This is a genomic window from Streptomyces sp. NPDC002577 (genome assembly GCF_053594815.1).
Map to the genome: position 1 here is coordinate 104,679 of NZ_JBSFWK010000001.1, position 16,905 is coordinate 121,583.

Annotated in this window: 16 protein-coding genes; 7 read left to right on the forward strand and 9 right to left on the reverse strand. The window is 71.7% G+C overall.

Translation table 11 applies throughout. From position 1 onward, the window contains the following. The first annotated feature begins 10 nt into the window (after window positions 1-10). Window positions 11-277 carry a DUF2277 domain-containing protein gene (locus ACWD4J_RS00500; RefSeq protein ID WP_451393035.1) on the forward strand — a complete coding sequence of 89 codons (267 nt, stop codon included), beginning with the start codon at window positions 11-13 and terminating at the stop codon, window positions 275-277. Between the two features lie 151 nt (window positions 278-428). Here ACWD4J_RS00500 and ACWD4J_RS00505 read toward each other — a convergent pair whose 3' ends face one another. The 5 genes from ACWD4J_RS00505 to ACWD4J_RS00525 all read right to left on the reverse strand — a co-directional run bounded on the left by ACWD4J_RS00505 (window position 429) and on the right by ACWD4J_RS00525 (window position 6,501). After that, entirely contained in the window at window positions 429-1,037 is a 609-nt protein-coding gene (locus ACWD4J_RS00505) for a DedA family protein (protein WP_451393036.1), read from the reverse strand. 300 nt (window positions 1,038-1,337) lie between these two features. Beyond that, the gene (locus ACWD4J_RS00510; protein WP_451393037.1) at window positions 1,338-1,802 is read right to left on the reverse strand and encodes a DoxX family protein; all 465 of its coding nucleotides are present in this window, start codon (window positions 1,800-1,802) and stop codon (window positions 1,338-1,340) included. 56 nt (window positions 1,803-1,858) lie between these two features. Continuing rightward, window positions 1,859-3,919 carry an FAD/NAD(P)-binding protein gene (locus ACWD4J_RS00515; RefSeq protein ID WP_451393038.1) on the reverse strand — a complete coding sequence of 687 codons (2,061 nt, stop codon included), beginning with the start codon at window positions 3,917-3,919 and terminating at the stop codon, window positions 1,859-1,861. Between the two features lie 155 nt (window positions 3,920-4,074). Beyond that, window positions 4,075-5,724, reverse strand: coding sequence for an alkaline phosphatase D family protein (locus tag ACWD4J_RS00520; RefSeq protein WP_451393039.1), 1,650 nt, complete (start codon window positions 5,722-5,724; stop codon window positions 4,075-4,077). Window positions 5,725-5,856: 132 nt separating this feature from the next. After that, window positions 5,857-6,501, reverse strand: coding sequence for an HNH endonuclease family protein (locus tag ACWD4J_RS00525; protein WP_451393040.1), 645 nt, complete (start codon window positions 6,499-6,501; stop codon window positions 5,857-5,859). A 409-nt stretch (window positions 6,502-6,910) separates the two neighbouring features. On the opposite strand from ACWD4J_RS00525, the gene ACWD4J_RS00530 reads away from it, so the two are divergent. Together ACWD4J_RS00530 and ACWD4J_RS00535 are read left to right on the forward strand one after the other, a co-directional pair. Further along, a complete protein-coding gene (locus tag ACWD4J_RS00530) occupies window positions 6,911-7,495 on the forward strand; it encodes a TMEM165/GDT1 family protein (RefSeq protein ID WP_451393041.1) in 585 nt (194 codons plus the stop codon). Between the two features lie 127 nt (window positions 7,496-7,622). Beyond that, window positions 7,623-8,291 (forward strand): HAD-IA family hydrolase, encoded by a 669-nt coding sequence (locus ACWD4J_RS00535; RefSeq protein WP_451393042.1) that lies wholly within the window; start codon window positions 7,623-7,625, stop codon window positions 8,289-8,291. 423 nt (window positions 8,292-8,714) lie between these two features. Here ACWD4J_RS00535 and ACWD4J_RS00540 read toward each other — a convergent pair whose 3' ends face one another. Continuing rightward, window positions 8,715-9,326 (reverse strand): peptidoglycan-binding domain-containing protein, encoded by a 612-nt coding sequence (locus ACWD4J_RS00540; protein ID WP_451393043.1) that lies wholly within the window; start codon window positions 9,324-9,326, stop codon window positions 8,715-8,717. 631 nt (window positions 9,327-9,957) lie between these two features. Between ACWD4J_RS00540 and ACWD4J_RS00545 the strand changes: the two genes are divergently transcribed. After that, window positions 9,958-12,030, forward strand: a complete 2,073-nt coding sequence (locus ACWD4J_RS00545; RefSeq protein WP_451393044.1) for a DHA2 family efflux MFS transporter permease subunit — start codon at window positions 9,958-9,960, stop codon at window positions 12,028-12,030. Between the two features lie 92 nt (window positions 12,031-12,122). Here ACWD4J_RS00545 and ACWD4J_RS00550 read toward each other — a convergent pair whose 3' ends face one another. Next, the gene (locus ACWD4J_RS00550) at window positions 12,123-12,692 is read right to left on the reverse strand and encodes a GNAT family N-acetyltransferase (protein ID WP_451393045.1); all 570 of its coding nucleotides are present in this window, start codon (window positions 12,690-12,692) and stop codon (window positions 12,123-12,125) included. Window positions 12,693-12,933: 241 nt separating this feature from the next. Between ACWD4J_RS00550 and ACWD4J_RS00555 the strand changes: the two genes are divergently transcribed. Beyond that, window positions 12,934-13,638 carry a hypothetical protein gene (locus ACWD4J_RS00555; RefSeq protein WP_451393046.1) on the forward strand — a complete coding sequence of 235 codons (705 nt, stop codon included), beginning with the start codon at window positions 12,934-12,936 and terminating at the stop codon, window positions 13,636-13,638. A gap of 5 nt (window positions 13,639-13,643) precedes the next feature. Next, the gene (locus ACWD4J_RS00560; RefSeq protein WP_451393047.1) at window positions 13,644-13,946 is read left to right on the forward strand and encodes a hypothetical protein; all 303 of its coding nucleotides are present in this window, start codon (window positions 13,644-13,646) and stop codon (window positions 13,944-13,946) included. 158 nt (window positions 13,947-14,104) lie between these two features. On the opposite strand, the gene ACWD4J_RS00565 is transcribed toward ACWD4J_RS00560, so the two are convergent. Beyond that, window positions 14,105-14,518, reverse strand: a complete 414-nt coding sequence (locus ACWD4J_RS00565) for a DnaJ family domain-containing protein (protein ID WP_451393048.1) — start codon at window positions 14,516-14,518, stop codon at window positions 14,105-14,107. Between the two features lie 146 nt (window positions 14,519-14,664). Between ACWD4J_RS00565 and ACWD4J_RS00570 the strand changes: the two genes are divergently transcribed. Then, window positions 14,665-15,057 (forward strand): hypothetical protein, encoded by a 393-nt coding sequence (locus ACWD4J_RS00570; protein WP_451393049.1) that lies wholly within the window; start codon window positions 14,665-14,667, stop codon window positions 15,055-15,057. A 418-nt stretch (window positions 15,058-15,475) separates the two neighbouring features. Here the strand turns inward: ACWD4J_RS00570 and ACWD4J_RS00575 are convergent, their stop codons facing one another. Beyond that, the gene (locus ACWD4J_RS00575; RefSeq protein WP_451393050.1) at window positions 15,476-16,723 is read right to left on the reverse strand and encodes a cytochrome P450; all 1,248 of its coding nucleotides are present in this window, start codon (window positions 16,721-16,723) and stop codon (window positions 15,476-15,478) included. Between the last annotated feature and the right edge of the window lie 182 nt (window positions 16,724-16,905).

Genomic DNA, 16,905 nt, shown 5'->3' on the forward strand with positions numbered 1-16,905 from the left:
CACTGGACGCATGTGCCGCAGCATCAAGACGCTCCGTCCGCCCGTACTCCCCGAAGAGGCCACCGAGGAGGAGATACGGGCCGCCGCGCTTCAGTACGTGCGGAAGATCTCCGGGTTCCGCGCCCCCGCCGCCCACAACCGGGAGGTTTTCGAGCGCGCCGTCGACGTGATCGCGGAGGCGACGGCAGAGCTGCTGGCCGGTCTGGAGGTACGGGGACAGGGGCGGCGGGTCGACGGGACGGCCGAGCGAGCGGCGTCCGTGGCGGAGACGGCCTGAGACGCCCGCCCGCCGACGGAATCGGCCACCGGCCGGTCGTCGCGTAGGCGCCGAAGGGGACGTGCCGGGGCACACCAGGGACGGCGAGGCGGTCGCGAGACGGGCGCACCCCAACGGCGAAAGCGTCGCCGCAGCCTCGCCCCCCGCAGCCTCAGCGCGCCTCTGCCGCCGGCCGCCGCATCACATAGGCCGCCACCACTCCCGCTCCGACCAGCGCGGCGAACGAAAGGGCCGCGGCGAGCCACGTGGTGCCCAGCCACTGGGCGCCGAGGTAGCCGAGGCCGACGCTGTAGGCGGCCCAGGCGAAGCCGGCCAGGGCCGACCAGGGGAGGAACTCGCGGACCTTGCGGTGGGCCGCGCCCGCGCCCAGGGAGACGACCGAGCGGCCCGCAGGGGCGAAGCGGGCGAGGACGACCAGGGCGCCGCCACCCCGGGAGAGTGCCGAGCCGAGTCGTTCCTGCGCGATGCTCAGGCGGCGGGAGCGGGCGATGGCACGGTCCAGGCGGTCACCGGCGCGCCAGGCCAGCCGGTACGCGACCAGGTCGCCGAGCACGGACGCGGTCGCCGCGGACACGATGAGGGCCAGGACGTCGGGGACCTGCTTTGTCATGGCGCCGGAGCCGGCCGCCGTCGCGGTGGCGGCGGCGATCACCAGGACACCGCTCGGCAGAACGGGGAGGAACACGTCGAAGAGGATGGACAGGGCCACCACGGCGTATATCCATGGGCTGCCGGCCAGCGACCCCACACTCTCGAGCACTGAAACTCCCCGGTCGACGGAACAGCGCCGCGGCGTCGCGGGGAGCGGCAAGGGCGGCCTGACAACAGCTGTACAGCGTACGCCTGGCCGCCGGTCCCGGAATCATCGGGGCCTGGTGGGGCCTGGTGGGGCCTGGTGGGGCAGGGCCTGGTGGCCGTCCCGCGTCCCGCGCGCCGCCTCCTGCGCGCCGCCTCCCGCGTCCCGCGCCCCGGCCGAACACGGCGACGGCGCCCGCCCCGCGCCAAGGCGTGCGCGGGAACGAGCGCCGTCATGAGACGACTGCCACCTGGGGCCGCTCCGTCACGCCGTGACCGGCGAGCGCTCCTCCGGGGCCTTTGCCGTCTCCCGAGTTCCTGCGCCGCGGGGCGAGAAGAGCCGGTCCAGGCCGAGCGCACCGGAGCCGGTGAAGACGAGCAGGAGCATCGTCCAGCAGTACAGCGCGGCGAGCTCGCCGCTGTTCTGCAGAGGCCACAGCGCCTCGGGCTGGTGGACCTTGAAGTAGGCGTAGGCCATCGCACCCGACGAGATGAACGCCGCCACGCGGGTGCCGAGGCCGATCGCCACCAGGCCGCCGCCGACGAGTTCGATCACGGCCGCGTACCAGCCGGGCCAGGTGCCCGTCGGGACGGTGCCGCCGCCCATCGCTCCGCCGAGGACGCCGAAGAGCGACGCGGCGCCGTGGCAGGCGAAGAGCAGACCGACGACGAACCGGAAGAGGCCGAGGATGTAGGGCTGGGCGCTGTCGAGACGTAAATGTCCAGTCATGGTGGGGGTTCCTTCGGTTGGGGACGAACCGAGCGAGCCCCAAAGATTAGGGGACCCTAATCAATGGTTGCTAGTTCAACATTCGGCCATCGTTCCGCCTCAGGCGCCACTCCCGCCTCTCCGTCCCCTTCCGTTCCGGCGTGTCCTCCCGCCGCCGCTCCGTCGCGCCCGCCGACGGCCGCACGCAGCACTTCACGTGCCACGGCGTCGGCGTCCGACAGGGTGACCGAGTCCACTCCCGGTCTGGCCCCGGCGGCGGTCACCCAGTGCACCCCCTCCGTGGGCACCCCGTAGGCGAACCGCCGGGGATGCGCACGGCCCCGGCGGTCGACCAGGCGGTATGGGCGCGGTGTCACGTCCAGGCCCCCGGTCTCGTAACCGCCGACGGAATGCGGCCGGCACTGGCCGGTTTTCAGCAGGCGCGTGAGCAGTTCGTCGGCCGTCCGCCGCAGATCCGGTTCCGGCAGCCGCGCCTCGACGAGCGCCGTGACGCGGACGGCGGACCCGGGCACATCGGGGGAGTGGGCGGCGAAGGCGCCCTCCACCGCGCGCACCTCCAGGCGCGGTCCCAGTACCTCCAGCACGCCTGCCTCGATCAGCGCGGCCATCTGCTCGATACGCCGTCGTGGCGGGCCGATCGACAGGAAGGCGTTGAGCGGCGTGTACCAGCGGTCGAGGTGGTCGCGGCGTGAGGCACCGCTCAGGCCCCCGTGGTCGACGATCTGGCGCAGCTCGTTGCGCAGATCGCGCAGCACGTCCAGGGCCGCCTTCCGCGGGCCGACGACATTGCCGAGCGCCGCCTGCACCGCGTCCTCGCGCAGATACGCCAGCAGCCAGTCGCGGAAGTCCTCCGGGCCGGAGAAGGAGCGGTCGCCGTACGGCCGGGAAAGCCGGTCCCACGACCAGCGGTCCGCGGAAGCGATCCCGAACTCGTCGAGGAGGAGCGCCTCTGGGGAGCTGCGGTACGCCGTGCCCAGAAAACGATCCCGGAAGTCCCCGAGGTCCCCGCAGCCCCTGGGGGCGAGCAGCGCCTCGTAATAGACCGTCTCCACCTCCTTGGCGACCAGCGGCCATATCTCCGTCAGGAAGTCCGGCGGATCGCCGGAGTCCGCGCGCTTGCGGAAGCCCGCTATCGCCTCGGGTGTCAGGACGGTCGGCTGGTGTCGCCCGTAGGGGCCTTTGGCGTTGTCGCCGCGGGCCTGGTACGGGACTCCGCGCCGCGATCCCGCGTACAGCCGGGGCTCACGGCCGGACGGCAGATACTGCAGCCCGCCGTCGCCGGGTGCGTAGCGGCCGCCGCGCCCCTCGGTCAACAGGGCCATGTGGTCGAAGAAGTTGAGGCCCAGGCCGCGCAGCAGCACCGGCTCGCCCGGGGCGAGGGCCGACAGGTCCAGGTCGGCGGGGTTGGCGGGCGGGAAGTGGTGCAGGGCGTGGCGCCGCGCGTGCTCGGAGAGCCGCTCCTGTGCGGGCCAGCCGACGACAGGCAGGTGCCCCTGCGCGAGCACCACGGCCGAGAGACCGTGCAGCTCCACGCCGTTGTCGAGTACGAGGTACTGGCGGCCGTCCGGGTGCTGGCGGTCGTCCGGTTCGTCGTCGAGCCCGACCGCGCGCGCCGCGTGCACCTCGACCCGCACCGCGGGCGGCGCGCCGCGCACCACTTCGCCGAAGACCCACTCCAGATAGCCCCCGTAGCAGGCGCGCGTCGGGTAGTCGTCGGGTCCGAGGCCGTACGCGGGGCCACTGCCGTCCGTGTCGCCGTCAGTGCTGCGAGCGTCGCGTTCGGCGGCCCACTCGTACAGGCTGGGGCCCGGTCGTGTCGGCCCCGAGCAGTGGACGCTGTCGTCGGTGAAGAGCGTCACCTGCGAGGCGACCGTGTTCATCAGCAGTTCGGGCGGCTGTGCGGTCCGCCAGACGCGGCCGGCGCCGGGCGGTGACGGGTCGATGACGTGGACGGTCAACTGTCCGCCCGGCGGGAGAAGTTCGGGCGCGGAGGCGCAGAGCCGCTCCAGCACGCTGGTGCCGCGCGGTCCCGCCCCTACGAGGGCGACGGCTGCGCGGGTCCCTCGGGGACCGGGGCCGTCGGACGGTCCTGAGGGGTGGGGGGTCGCGGCAGTCAAAAGTGTGGCTCCCGGAGCATGTGCGGCGGCTTGTGTCGCGGCTGCTGTGGTGCGGTGGCTGCTGCACACAACATCACATACGCACCACAGGCATCACAAGCACCAGCAGGCAGGCAGGCATCACAAGCACCACAGGCATTACGGCTCACCGGGCATCAAGGGGCGAGTATGGACTCCTCCACCTCTTCCAGCCGCGGCCCGCCGCCGCCCTGCCGTCCAGCACGGGCCTGCTCCAGCCGCAGCGCCGCCGAACGGCCGCGCATGGTCAACGTCATCAGCTGGTTGCCGAACCAAGGCCCGCCCGTTTTCCGCCAGTTGATCGTCGGCTTCCCGTTGCGTCCGTGACGGGCGAAGCGTCGCCCCAGCGCCTGGCCCAGCCTGCTCCAGCCGAACCGGAAACCGATCCTGATCGACGCCGGGATGGAGTTGTGCACCGGCGAGCAGGTCAGCTGGAGCACCCGGGCGTCGGGGGCGCGCCCCTCCGGCCAGGACGGCTCCGCGACGTACGCATGGTGGACGTCCCCGGACAGTACGCAGACCGTGGCCGGCGCTCCCGGGCCCGTGCCCGTCTCGGCGACCAGCGCGGTCAGCGCGTCGAACGACGCGGGAAAGGCCGCCCAGTGCTCCAAGTCGGCGCGTCTGCGCACGTCTTCTGCTATCCGTGCCCAGCGCGCACCCCGCTCGCCGCGGCAGAGCGCGGCGTTCCACGCCTCGGCGTCATGGACGAGCGGAGGCAGCAGCCACGGCAGCGACGTGCCGATCAGCAGGTGGTCGAAGGACTCCCGGGCATCCAGGGCCTGTTCGCGCAGCCAGTGCGCCTCGTCGGCGTCGAGCATCGCCCGCTTGTCCTCGTCCAGGACGCGCGCCGCGCGTGTGTCGACCATCAGCAGGCGTACGCGGCCGAAGTCGCGGCGGTAGCTCCAGCGGACCGACGAGGGCTCGCAGTCGGCGCGGGCGGCGAAGGACCGCAGGGTGTCCGTGCCGTCGGGCGTCGACCGGACCGCCGTATACAACTCGTCCCTCTCCAGCTCGTCCGGCGGGAGATTGCCGAGGTGCTGATGGACCCAGTACGACATGAGGCCGCTCAGCAGACGCTCGCGCCACCAGGGCGTGGCCCGCATCGCGGCGAGCCAGGACGCGCTGGTGTTCCAGTCATCGATCACATCGTGGTCGTCGAAGATCATGCAGCTGGGGACGGTGGAGAGCAGCCAGCGCATCTCGGGGTCGAGCCACGACTCGTAATAGAGGTGCGTGTACTCCTCGTAGTCCGCGACCTGGGCGCCCGGTGGCTCTCGCAGGTCGCGGCGGGCGGCGAGCCAGCGGCGGGTGGCCCCCGACGTCTCGTCCGCGTACACCTGGTCGCCCAGGAGCAGCAGCACGTCGGGCCGTTCGGCGCCGGGGTCCGCGGCGAGGCGGGCGGCCAGGGTGTCCAGCGCGTCCGGACCCACCGGGTCCTTCTCGTCGGGAGGCGCGGCGGCCCACCGGCAGGAGCCGAAGGTGACGCGGACCGGCGAACCCTGGACGCCGGGCGTACGGATCGTGCTCGGCGGGAACGGCGAGTCCGGCAGCGGCCATACACGCGCGCCGTCCAGTGTCACCTCGTATGCCGTGCCGGTGCCTGGCGTCAGGCCGGTCACCGGGATGAGCGCGTAGTGGTGCCCGGCGATCTGGAACGTGCGCGCCCGGCCCGAGGACCCGTCGGCGCAGCGCACCTCGGCCGTGCACGGACGGCTCGCCTCGACCCAGACGGTCGCCGACGAGCCGTCCACATATCTGAGCAGCGGTCCAAGGCGCAGCCGTGCCATGGCGATCACCCTCCTCCGTCGCCCCGTACGGTACGGAACGACGGAGGCCGGTGGGGAGCTTCCGGTGAACGGCTGCCCACAATCGGCGGCCGCTCAGGATGATCGATTCAGCAGATGCCGAGAACGATCGATTCAGCAGCCGCTCAGAACGCTGGACAGCGCGCTCTTCTCCGCGGAGTCAACCGAGAGGTCGTAGTAGTACTTCACCTGGACCCAGGCGCGGACGTAGGTGCAGCGGTACGCGGTGCGGGACGGCAGCCAGGTGGCCGGGTCCTGGTCGCTCTTCTCCTGGTTCACGTTGTCCGTGACGGCGATGAGCTGAGGACGGGTCAGGTCGTTGGCGAACGCCTGACGCTCGGAAGTGGTCCACTCGGAGGCGCCGGAGTCCCAGGCCTCGGCGAGCGGGACGAGGTGGTCGATGTCGAGGTCGGACGCGGCGGTCCAGGTCGCGCCGTCGTAGGGGGAGTACCAGCTTCCGCTGGTGGCGGCGCAGGAGGAGTCGGTGACGACGTTCGTGCCGTCGCGCTTGAGGACCGTCTCACGGGTGTTGCAGCTGCCGCTGATGGTGATCCAGTGCGGGAACAGGTCCCGGTCGTAGCCGGTGCGGTCCTCGGTCGCGACGGTCAGCGAGGCGAGGTAGGTGCGGGCTGTGGCGGCGCTCACAGGGGTGGGCAGTGCGGCCTGGGCGGCCGGACCGTTGAAAAGTCCGGTCATGGCTATCAGTCCGGTGAGGCCGGCGAGTATGCTGAGCCGTCGACGCGCGTAGATCTTGGGCATGCGAACTCCCTTGTGGTGGGGGGTAGTTGACCGTGCAGGCGCGTTCAGGGTGGCGGCACCGGGTTTCGAACGGGTGCGCGCCAGGTTAGAAGTTAATGACGCGGACATGACACAACAAGGGGTGTGACGGCCCCGGCTCTCGCCGTCTCGGGACCAATGGCCTGTACACCCGATGCCCCGGGGTCCCGTACCATGGACGGTGCAGAAGGGGAGTAGCCCGATGCCGGACCGTCGACATACTGCTCAGCTCGTCTGAGCCGGCGCCCGGAGGCAGGCCTTGTGGCCGGCCGGCGAGACCTTCGGCAAGCAGTGCCCGTGCACACGTCCGTGTGCATTCATGTGCGCTGCCATGCCGAGGTGTCGCAGTTACGCAAACTCTCGGCGGGTGGCCCCGACCGATTGAGAAATCTTGATCAGCATCAGCGTGATGGCGCTTGTCTTCGGCGTCGTCTTCCTTGCGGAACTGCCCGACAAGACAGCCCTGGCCGGGCTGGTCCTCGGTACGCGCTACCGGGCGTCGTACGTCTTCGCCGGCGTCGCCGCCGCCTTCACCCTCCACGTGGTGCTCGCCGTCGCGGCGGGCAGCGTCCTGACCCTGCTGCCGGACCAGATCCTCCACGCCCTCACCGGCGTGCTGTTCCTGGGCGGCGCCGCCATGCTGCTGATGCAGAAGGGCGGCGATGAGGACGAGGAGATCCGCAAGCCGGAGAACCAGAGCTTCTGGAAGGTCTCGGGCGCGGGCTTCATGCTCATCCTGGTCGCGGAGTTCGGCGATCTGACGCAGATCATGACGGCCAACCTCGCCGCTCGCTACGACGACCCGCTCTCCGTCGGACTGGGCGCCGTCCTGGCGCTCTGGGCGGTGGCCGGCCTCGGCATTCTCGGCGGCAAGGCGCTCATGAAGCGGGTGCCGCTGGCGCTCATCACCAAGATCGCGGCGCTGCTGATGCTGGCGCTCGGTGTGTGGAGTCTGTACGAGGCGGTGGCGGGGTGACGGATTCGTTTTGTATCGTGGAGGAACAAAGTGGCTCCCGCCCGTTTTCCCTGACCGGCGGGCGGGGCCGCTTGACCTCCCGGAGCACCTCGTCCGGAACCCCTGTCCCGCGCTTTGGAGCATGCCGATGACGGCACACGACCCCGCCACCGTTCTGACCGCCCGTGCCCTCCTCCTCGACATGGACGGCACCCTCGTCAACTCGGACGCGGTGGTCGAGCGCTGCTGGCGACGCTGGGCGGACGAGCACGGGCTGGACTTCGACGAGGTCATCAAGGTCGTCCACGGGCGCCAGGGGTACGCGTCGATGGCGCTGCTGCTGCCGGACCGCCCCATGGAGGAGAACTACGCGGACAACGCCCGCGTCCTCGCCGAGGAGACCGCGGACGTCGAAGGCATCGTCGAGATTTCCGGCGCCGCCGCGTTCCTCGCCGCCCTCGCCGGGCTGCCGCATGCGCTGGTGACCTCGGCGGATGTGGCCCTGTCCACCGCGCGTATGGCCGCCGCCGGGCTGCCCCTGCCCCCGGTCCGGATCACTGCCGAGTCCGTCGGCGCGAGCAAGCCGGATCCCGAAGGGTTTCTGAAGGGCGCCGCCGAACTGGGCATCGACCCGGCCGACTGCCTGGTCTTCGAGGACTCCGAGGCGGGGATCCTGGCGGGGCGCTCCGCGGGGATGCGGGTTGTGGGGGTCGGCTCTCGAGCCGCCCAGTACGGGCCGACGGTTCAGGTTCCGGACCTGTCCCGGGTGCGGGTCGAGTCCGGGGCGGACGGGGAGATCCGGGTGCACGTGGGGTGACGGCGCGGGCCCACGCCGGGCGTTGCCCCGGTTCCCCGAGGTGCCCCTCTTGGGGGGGCGCAAGTATCACCGCACGTTGCCGTACGACGTGGGTGGTGCCCACCCGTTCCGCCCTGCGGAACGATTGCCCACAACGGTGGGGGCGGCGTACCCCCACCGGCCCGCAGTCGCCCTACGGTCTGAGGGGACGTGCCGGTGTGTCCGCCCGCAGCGGCCGGTGCTTCTTTCGGCTCCCTGACGACGAACGTTCAGGCGCCGGACCGAGGACGGACATGCCGGCGCGGCCCCGCCCCCAAGACGGGCGGGCGCGCCCCGAGCCGGTGGATCGTCGCGCGAAAAGGCGAGCCCGAGACGGCATGGCGCCCCGAGCCGGAGGCCAGGGGGAACCTCAGCCGTAGCCGGGCCCGACGCCGTCGGGCCCGGCTACGGCTCCGTCGTCTCGCTTTCCAGGCTCCGCCGCGTCTGCGGCCCATACGTCCCGTTTTTCTCGTGGATCCCCCGAGCCCGCTGGTAGCGGCTCACCGCATCCTTGACCGACCGGTCGTACACCCCGTCCGCCTCCCCCGTGTACAGCCCCAACTGCTGCAGCCGCTCCTGCAGCTCGACGACCTCCGGCCCCTGGTCACCGGGCCGCAACACCTGCGAACCGCCGCCCTGCTCCTCAGGCGTCGCGCTGACCGCGCCGGTCGCCGGGGTCGCAGAGGGCGACGCGGCCGCCCCCGTGCCCGCCGCCGCCCCGGACGACGGCGTCGTGGTCGACGTACCCCCGCTCTTCGACGGAGAGGACGAGGGCGAGGAGCCCGGCGACGCCGACCGGCCCGGCGACGGGCCCGCCGGCGCGGAGGCGGCCCCGGACGCGCCCAGCGACGTCGGCGCCGGATCGACCAGGTCGGGCACGCCGGTGCGGGTGTCGTCAGGGACTGCGCTGCCCCGGTCCGGCGTCTCGTAGGAGAACAAGCCGCTGGCGATGGCACCGACGGCCAGTACGGCGACCACCGACCCCACCGCGCCGGCCAACGCGAGACGCCGACGCATCGGGGACCCGCCCCGTTCGCCGGACGGCTCGTACGCTCCGGGGGCGGCGCCCGGCGGTTCTGCAGCCGGGCCTTCAGCCAGAGGGTCGGCCGAGGCCCCGGCTGCCGGGAACAGGTGAACGTCCGCCGGACTCGGCGCGGCAGCCGCAGCTCCCGGCGGGACCGTGACTCCCGGCGGGAGCGCGGCTCTCGGCGGGGCGGATGCCCCCGCCGGAACCGTGGCGTCCGCCTCCGCCCCGGTGTCCGAAGGGACGCCGGCCTCGGCGCCCTGCGGGGCACCGCCCCCGGAAAACGCGACATACGGCCGGATACGCAGCGGGTGGAAGTCCTCCGCCGCGGCCATGTCGGCGGACCTGGCATCCCGCACGGCTTCCGCCGACCTCTCGGCACATGTGCAGGCGGCCGCCCCATCCGCGTCTCGTGCCATGCCGCATTCAGGACACTGCTGTCCACTCACGCTCACTGTTCCGGACCCCTCCCTATGAGCTCCAGCGATTATGCAGACCCGGTCTCGGCGGCCGCACGCGCTTCGAGGACTCAACAGGCCATAACGGGTGACACCTACCAGGATGGAGAGGAACAGGCCCCAGGCCGCCACTGCGGAACAGGCCCCAGGCCACCAGGAGGTGTCCATGTCCGAGGACGTGAGCGACACACGCCCCGCCCGCCCCGGCACCAGCCGGGACGACCACGTCAAGGGCGGAGTGCTCGTCTCGATCGGCGCACTGCTGCTCGGCATGCTGCTCGCCGCGCTCGACCAGACCATCGTCTCGACAGCGCTGCCGACCATCGTCAGTGAACTCGGCGGTCTTGAGCACCTGTCGTGGGTCGTCACCGCCTACCTGCTCGCCTCGACGGCCGCGACCCCGCTCTGGGGCAAGCTCGGCGACCAGTACGGCCGCAAGAAGCTGTTCCAGGCGGCCATCGTGATCTTCCTGATCGGCTCGGCGCTGTGCGGCATGGCGCAGAACATGCCGCAGCTCATCGGGTTCCGCGCGCTCCAGGGGCTGGGCGGCGGCGGACTGATGGTGCTGTCGATGGCGATCGTCGGCGACATCGTGCCGCCGCGCGACCGCGGCCGCTACCAGGGGCTGTTCGGCGCGGTCTTCGGCGCGACGAGCGTCCTCGGACCGCTGCTCGGCGGGCTGTTCACGCAGCATCTGAGCTGGCGCTGGGTGTTCTACGTGAACCTGCCGGTCGGCATCGTGGCGCTGATCGTGATCGCGACCGCGCTGCACATCCCGCGGCGCGCCATGCCGCACACCATCGACTACCTGGGCACGTTCCTCATCGCCTCCGTCGCCACCTGCCTCGTCCTGGTCGCCTCGCTCGGCGGCACCACGTGGGCCTGGGGCTCGGCGCAGATCATCGGTCTCGCCGTACTGGGCGTGCTGCTGGCCGTCGCGTTCGTCGCAGCGGAACGCAGGGCCGCCGAGCCGGTGCTGCCGCTCAAGCTGTTCCGGATCAGGACGTTCACGCTCTCCGCGGTGATCAGTTTCGTCGTCGGCTTCGCGATGTTCGGCGCGATGACGTATCTGCCGACGTTCCTGCAGATCGTGCACGGCATCTCGCCGACCTTGTCCGGTGTGCACATGCTGCCCATGGTGTTCGGCCTGCTGCTGGCCTCCACGGCGTCCGGCCAGATCGTCAGCCGCACCGGCCGCTGGAAGGTCTTCCCGGTCGCCGGCACGGGCATCACGACGCTCGGACTGCTTCTGCTGCACCAGCTCGACGAGCACAGCAGCACGGGTCTGATCAGCGTCTACTTCTTCGTGTTCGGCTGCGGACTCGGCCTGGTCATGCAGGTGCTGGTGCTCATCGTGCAGAACGCGGTGTCGTACGAGGACCTGGGCGTCGCCACGTCCGGGGCCACCTTCTTCCGCTCCATCGGCGCCGCGTTCGGTGTCGCCATCTTCGGCACGATCTTCGCGAACCGGCTCGGCGACAAACTGACGACCGCGTTCGCCGGCACCCAACTGCCGCCCGGGATCACCCCGCAGGCGCTCGAGTCCGACCCCCGCGGCATCGCGCAGCTTCCGGCCGCGCTGCAACCCGCGGCCCTGCACGCCTTCGCGTCGTCGATCACGGACGTCTTCCTCTACGCGGCGCCGGTCGCCCTGGTCGCCTTCGTACTGGCCTGGTTCCTGCACGAGGACAAGCTGCGCGGCTCGGTGACCGCGCCCGACGGCACCGAGACGATCGCCACCAACCCGGTCCAACGGTCGTCGTACGACGAGGTGGCGCGCGCCCTTTCGACGCTCGGCACCCGCGAGGGGCGCCGCGAGATCTACGAGAAGATCACCGCGAAGGCCGGCTACGACCTGCTGCCCGCGGGGAGTTGGCTGCTCCTGCGCATCAACCGTTACGGCTCGGCCGAGCCCGGCGTACTCGCCGAGCGCAGCACCGTACCGCTGAACATCATCACGGCCGCGGCCCGCCAGCTGGAGGAGCGCCACCTCGCTGTACGCGAGGGCCTGACGCTCGTACCGACGGATCAGGGGCGCCAGGTCGCGGAGAAGCTGGCGAAGGCCCGTGAGGAGTCCCTCGCCGAGCTGCTCGGCGACTGGTGGACCCGCGACCGCCCCACCGATCTCGCGCAGCTCGTCCGGGAGCTCAACGCGGAGCTGTGCGGCAGCGACGGGGAACGGCCGCACGACGGACCGGTCCACAAGGGCCCGCACCCCGGCGTCGAGGCAGGCGTCTGAAGAACGGCCGACCGGACCGGGACCGGCCGCCTCCCGCCCCTGAGGCCGTGAACCTCACGCCCATCAGCTCCCGGCCGAGAACGTCACGCGCATCAGCTCCCGGACGTGAGCGACTTGCCGAACCAGTGCTCGGCGTATTCGTGGCTGTTGTACGCCTCGGTCTCCTCGTAGCCGTGGCGGGCGTACACCGCGCGGGCCTCCACCAGGTCGTGCCGGGTGTCCAGGACGACGCGATCGGCGCCGAGTGCGCGAGCCGCGTCCTCGGCCGCCGCCAGCAGGAGCGCCGCGCCGCCCTTGCCGCGCATCTCCCTGCGTACGAAGAACCGCTTCAGCTCACCCGTCGAGGCGTCGAGCAGCCGCATCCCGGCCGTGCCCGCCGGCTCCCCGTCGTACCGGGCGACCAGCAGCACCCCGCCGGGCGGGGCGAAATCGGCCCCGGTCTCCGCCGCGATGCCCTGCTCCAGCTCGTCGGGCGGCGTCGACCGGCCCTCGTACAGCTCGTACCAGCGGTCGCTGACCTCCGTGTAGTACGCACGCCAGAGCGCGGCCGCCACGGGGGAGTCGAAGGCCTCCGGGGCGACGCTCCACGCCCCCTGCGTGGTGCCGGCCGCCCCCGTGGTGCTTGTCGCCGTTCCCGTCGTTGTGCCCGTCGCGTCGGTCATGGCGCTCATTGTCGGGGCGGCACGGGTGCCCGGCACAAGCGGATTACGGGCGGGGCGGCCCGGAGCAGGGCGGGCGCCGTTTGAGCGCGGGGATCCGGGCAACCCGCCGCAGGGACGGGACCTGCCACGGACCGAGCGACAGGACCTGCCACGGACCGAGCGACAGGACCTGCCACATACCAAGCGACAGAGTCCCCGAGCGACAGAGGCCCCAGCGACGGACCCAGGAGGGCAGCCGGCCATGTCAGGCATGACCATCGTGCTGATAGTGATCGCGGTCGTGATCGTGCTCGCCGCCGGCGGGGCCGTCGCCGCGAGCGCCGCGCTCGGCAGCTCGCGCGGGCTGAAGCGGCGTTTCGGACCGGAGTACGAACGGACGGTCGCGCGCCACGACGGCGACACCAAAGCAGCGGAACGCGACCTCGCGGACCGCGTGAAGCGGCACGGCTCACTCCGTACGCGTCCCTTGGAGCCCGCCGCCCGGGACCGCTATGTCGCTCGCTGGACCTCTACGCAGGAGCGTTTCGTCGACTCGCCGGGCGATGCGGTGGCCGAGGCGGACCGGTTGCTCGCGGAGGTGGCGGCGGCACGCGGATTCCCGGACGGCATGCACTACGAGGAGCAGGTGGCCGCCCTGTCCGTGCACCACGGCCCGCACGTCAACGGCTACCGCCGGGTGCACCGGGTGGCACAGGCGGGGACCGGCGCACTGCAGGGCACCGGGGCCGGTACGGAGGAGATGCGCGCCGCCCTGCTCGACGCACGCGCCCTCTTCGACGACCTGGTGGCCGAGAACGGCACCCGCGCGGACCGGCCCGACGGCCACCGGCACCGCACCGGCCGCAGCGGTGCCGCGGACGGCGCGAGCCGCTCCCACGAGGACCACGGGACCGGGCGCCTCCATGCCCTGTGGGCCTTCAACCGGCACCACCCCAAGAGGAGTTGAGCGGCATGGCCGAGTACGAGGGTATGGGCGGGCTGCTGCCGCCCGATGAATGCGAGAAGCTGACGTTGCGTCTGCAGCATGCCGTCACCGCGTTCGTCGACAGCCCGAGGGACGCGGTCGAGGAGGCCGACGAGGTCCTGCACGAGGCGGTCAACCGCCTGACGAAGACCCTCGCCCACCGGCGCCGTACGATCCGCATCGCCTGGCAGTCCATGGGCGAGGGCGAGGAGCGCACGGCGGACACCGAGCAGTTGCGCCTGGCGCTGCGGGACTACCGGGAGACCGCGGAGCGGGTCCTCCGTCTGTGAGCCTGTGACGGGCGGGCGGTCCGCGCCGAGCGGCCTGCGACGGCGGTCCGGCAGCGATCCGGACAGGTCCGCCGGTCGGTGGCGGCGGCCGGCGGACCGCTCCCGAGCGGCCCCTGCGTGCCGGCAGGGGCCGCCTTGCCGTACTCACCGCAGGGATGTCACTCACCGCTGACGTGACGCCGCTCGTTCCACTCCCGCACCACGGCCTCGACGTCGAACGGCGCCAGCCCCAGCGGAGGACCGGGCGGCGGCCTGCGCAGGGCTTCGCTGATCTTGTCGTTGATGTCGGAGACGATCTGCCGCACCACGCGTTCCGACGGGGCCTCGGCCGCCGCGGCGCGGGCGTCCTCCGCCTCCTTGCGCAGCGCGAGCGTGGGAGGAAGGTGCGAGAGACCCTCGCGGGCCATCTTCCGCTTGATCCACCACAACTCGTCGTGCGTGCTCTCCAGGTCGCGCGGCAGCGGCTTGCCGGCGCCCTCCAGGCGGGCGAAGTCGCCGCGTTCCTCCGCCTCGCGGATCTGCTTGTCGATCCAGGACTCGAAGCTGACACCGGGTGGCTTACGCTCGGTCATGTGCCGATTGTCCCAGCGGGCGCGGCGTAGGCCCAGGGGACGGGCCGAGGAAGCGCCCCCAGGGGCGCGGGCGCTTGTCCGCGCCCTATCATGCGGCCGCGGCGCGGCAACCGCGTCCGGACCTTCCGCGAATCGAAGGAGCGCACGTGCTCGAGCTCACCATGGCCTCGGTGTCGGAGGCGGAAGCGGGTGCGACAGCGGGCATGACCATGGCCGAAGCGCCGAGCACCCCGGGCGCGGTCCTGCGCGTGGGGCGGGACAAGAGCGTGTGCCGGCTCGTGACGCCCGACGACTGGCTGTTCGTCTCGCGGGTGCATCTGGAGTTCGTCTGCGGACCGGACGGGTCCTGGACGGTCACCTGGTTGCGCGGCTCGCATCCGGATCCCTCGTCCGAGGTCCGGCTGGTGATGGGTGGAGCTGTGCACCCCGTCGGGTACGGCGCGACGGTGCCGCTGCCGCGCGGCGGCTCCGGCGAGCTGGTCATAGCCGACCGGAGCCTGCCGCGCAGTGTGAACGTGGGCTTCTACCACGAGGGCTGACGTCCGGGCGGAGCCTCGGGCTCCGGCCTGCGTGCCTTGCGTGGCCGCCCCGTACGCGGCCGCCCGGCTCACGGCCGCCCCTCGAACCGCCCGGGCCTCCGCCTCCGTCTCCACCGCGGGAGCGGACCCCGGCAGCGGCCGACCCGCAGACTCCGCCATGAACCACACCGCAGCGCCGCCGATGACCGCCGCGGCCATCATGCAGTACGCGGGCATCATCACGTTGCCCGTCAGGCCGACGCCGACACCCTCGGCAAGAGCGCCGGCCCGGCCCCGGAGGCGTGCTGCGGCACCACGGCCTGCTGCACCCCCGGCGAGACAGGCCATCGACCCGGCCCGGTCCTGAGAGGTCCCGGGGAGGCAGAGGTCGGCGCAGGGGGGATGTCCCTGCCTCCCCGGAGATCTCGTGGGAGGCAGGTCAAGCGGAGGCGCTGACCTGGAGCTCCTTCACCCCGTTGAGCCACGCCGAGCGCAGGCGGCGCGGGTCGCCGGTCAAGCGCAGGTCCGGCATGGCGTCCGCGATCGCGTTGAAGATGAGGTCGATCTCGAGCGTGGCGAGGGACTTGCCGAGGCAGTAGTGCGGGCCGCCGCCACCGAAGCCGAGGTGCGGGTTCGGGTCGCGGGTGATGTCGAAGACGCCCGGGTCGGTGAAGGCCTCGGGGTCGTGGTTCGCGGACGAGTAGAAGATCCCGACCCGGTCGCCCTTCTTGATCTGCCGGCCGCCGAGCTCGGTGTCCTGCGTGGCGGTGCGCTGGAAGGAGACCACGGGTGTGGCCCAGCGGACGATCTCCTCGGCGGTCGTCGCGGGGCGCTCGCGCTTGTACAGCTCCCACTGGTCGGGGTGCGTCAGGAAGGCGTGCATGCCGTGGCTGATGGCGTTGCGGGTCGTCTCGTTGCCCGCGACGGCGAGCATCAGCACGAAGAAGCCGAACTCGTCGGAGCCGAGATTGCCCTGGTCCTCGGCGGCCACGAGCTGGGTGACGATGTCCTTGGCCGGGCACTCCTTGCGGGCGGCGGCCATGTTCATGGCGTACCCGATGAGCTCGGTGGCGGCTTCGGCGGCCACGTCCTCGGTGATGGCGAACTCGGGGTCGTCGTAGGCCACCATCTGGTTGGACCAGTCGAAGATCTTGGTCCGTTCCTCCTGGGGGATGCCGATCAGCTCGGCTATGGCCTGCAGGGGAAGCTCGCAGGCGACGTTCGTGACGAAGTCGAAGGAGCCGTCCGGGCCCGCGTTCGCCAGGGCCGTCTCGACGATCGAGCCGGCACGGGCGTGCAGGGCCTTCTCCAGCGAGCGGATGGCGCGTGGCGTGAAGCCGCGCTGCACGATCTGGCGGACCCGGGTGTGCTCGGGCGGGTCCATGTTGAGCATGATCAGCCGCTGGACCTCGATCTGGTCGCGGTTGATGTGCTCGTTGAAGCGGATGATCGCGGTGTTGAGGTTCGAGGAGAAGAGGTCGGGGTGCGTCGAGACGTACTTGACGTCCGCGTGCCGGGTGACGGCCCAGTAGCCCTCGTCCTGGAAGCCGGCGATGCCGGGCTGCTGGGCGATCCAACGGACCGGTTCGGTCTGACGCAGCTCGGCGAACTCCGGGAGGGGTACGCGGTGGTGGAGCAGATCGGGATCGGTGAAGTCGAACCCTTCGGGCAGCGCTGGACAGGGCATCGGCAACTCCAGGTTTCCTGGTCTGAAGGCTCTGACGGCCTGACCGTCCCCGGGTCTGACGGTCCATCAGAATATGAAGGTGTCGGCAAGGTAGTAACGGGTTCTATAAGTAGCAAGGGCCGTGACGGGGTGAATTGCGTGCAGGGCGGGTGCAAGGTGCGTGCATGACCCTTGCGGCGCGG

Bases quoted from the DNA above. Each gene is read 5' to 3' on its own strand.
- ACWD4J_RS00500 (WP_451393035.1), top strand. From the start codon at position 11: ATGTGCCGCAGCATCAAGACGCTCCGTCCGCCCGTACTCCCCGAAGAG.
- ACWD4J_RS00510 (WP_451393037.1), bottom strand. From the start codon at position 1,802: ATGACTGGACATTTACGTCTCGACAGCGCCCAGCCCTACATCCTCGGC.
- ACWD4J_RS00520 (WP_451393039.1), bottom strand. From the start codon at position 5,724: ATGGCACGGCTGCGCCTTGGACCGCTGCTCAGATATGTGGACGGCTCG.
- ACWD4J_RS00525 (WP_451393040.1), bottom strand. From the start codon at position 6,501: ATGCCCAAGATCTACGCGCGTCGACGGCTCAGCATACTCGCCGGCCTC.
- ACWD4J_RS00535 (WP_451393042.1), top strand. From the start codon at position 7,623: ATGACGGCACACGACCCCGCCACCGTTCTGACCGCCCGTGCCCTCCTC.
- ACWD4J_RS00540 (WP_451393043.1), bottom strand. From the start codon at position 9,326: ATGCGTCGGCGTCTCGCGTTGGCCGGCGCGGTGGGGTCGGTGGTCGCC.
- ACWD4J_RS00545 (WP_451393044.1), top strand. From the start codon at position 9,958: ATGTCCGAGGACGTGAGCGACACACGCCCCGCCCGCCCCGGCACCAGC.
- ACWD4J_RS00550 (WP_451393045.1), bottom strand. From the start codon at position 12,692: ATGACCGACGCGACGGGCACAACGACGGGAACGGCGACAAGCACCACG.
- ACWD4J_RS00555 (WP_451393046.1), top strand. From the start codon at position 12,934: ATGTCAGGCATGACCATCGTGCTGATAGTGATCGCGGTCGTGATCGTG.
- ACWD4J_RS00560 (WP_451393047.1), top strand. From the start codon at position 13,644: ATGGCCGAGTACGAGGGTATGGGCGGGCTGCTGCCGCCCGATGAATGC.
- ACWD4J_RS00565 (WP_451393048.1), bottom strand. From the start codon at position 14,518: ATGACCGAGCGTAAGCCACCCGGTGTCAGCTTCGAGTCCTGGATCGAC.
- ACWD4J_RS00575 (WP_451393050.1), bottom strand. From the start codon at position 16,723: ATGCCCTGTCCAGCGCTGCCCGAAGGGTTCGACTTCACCGATCCCGAT.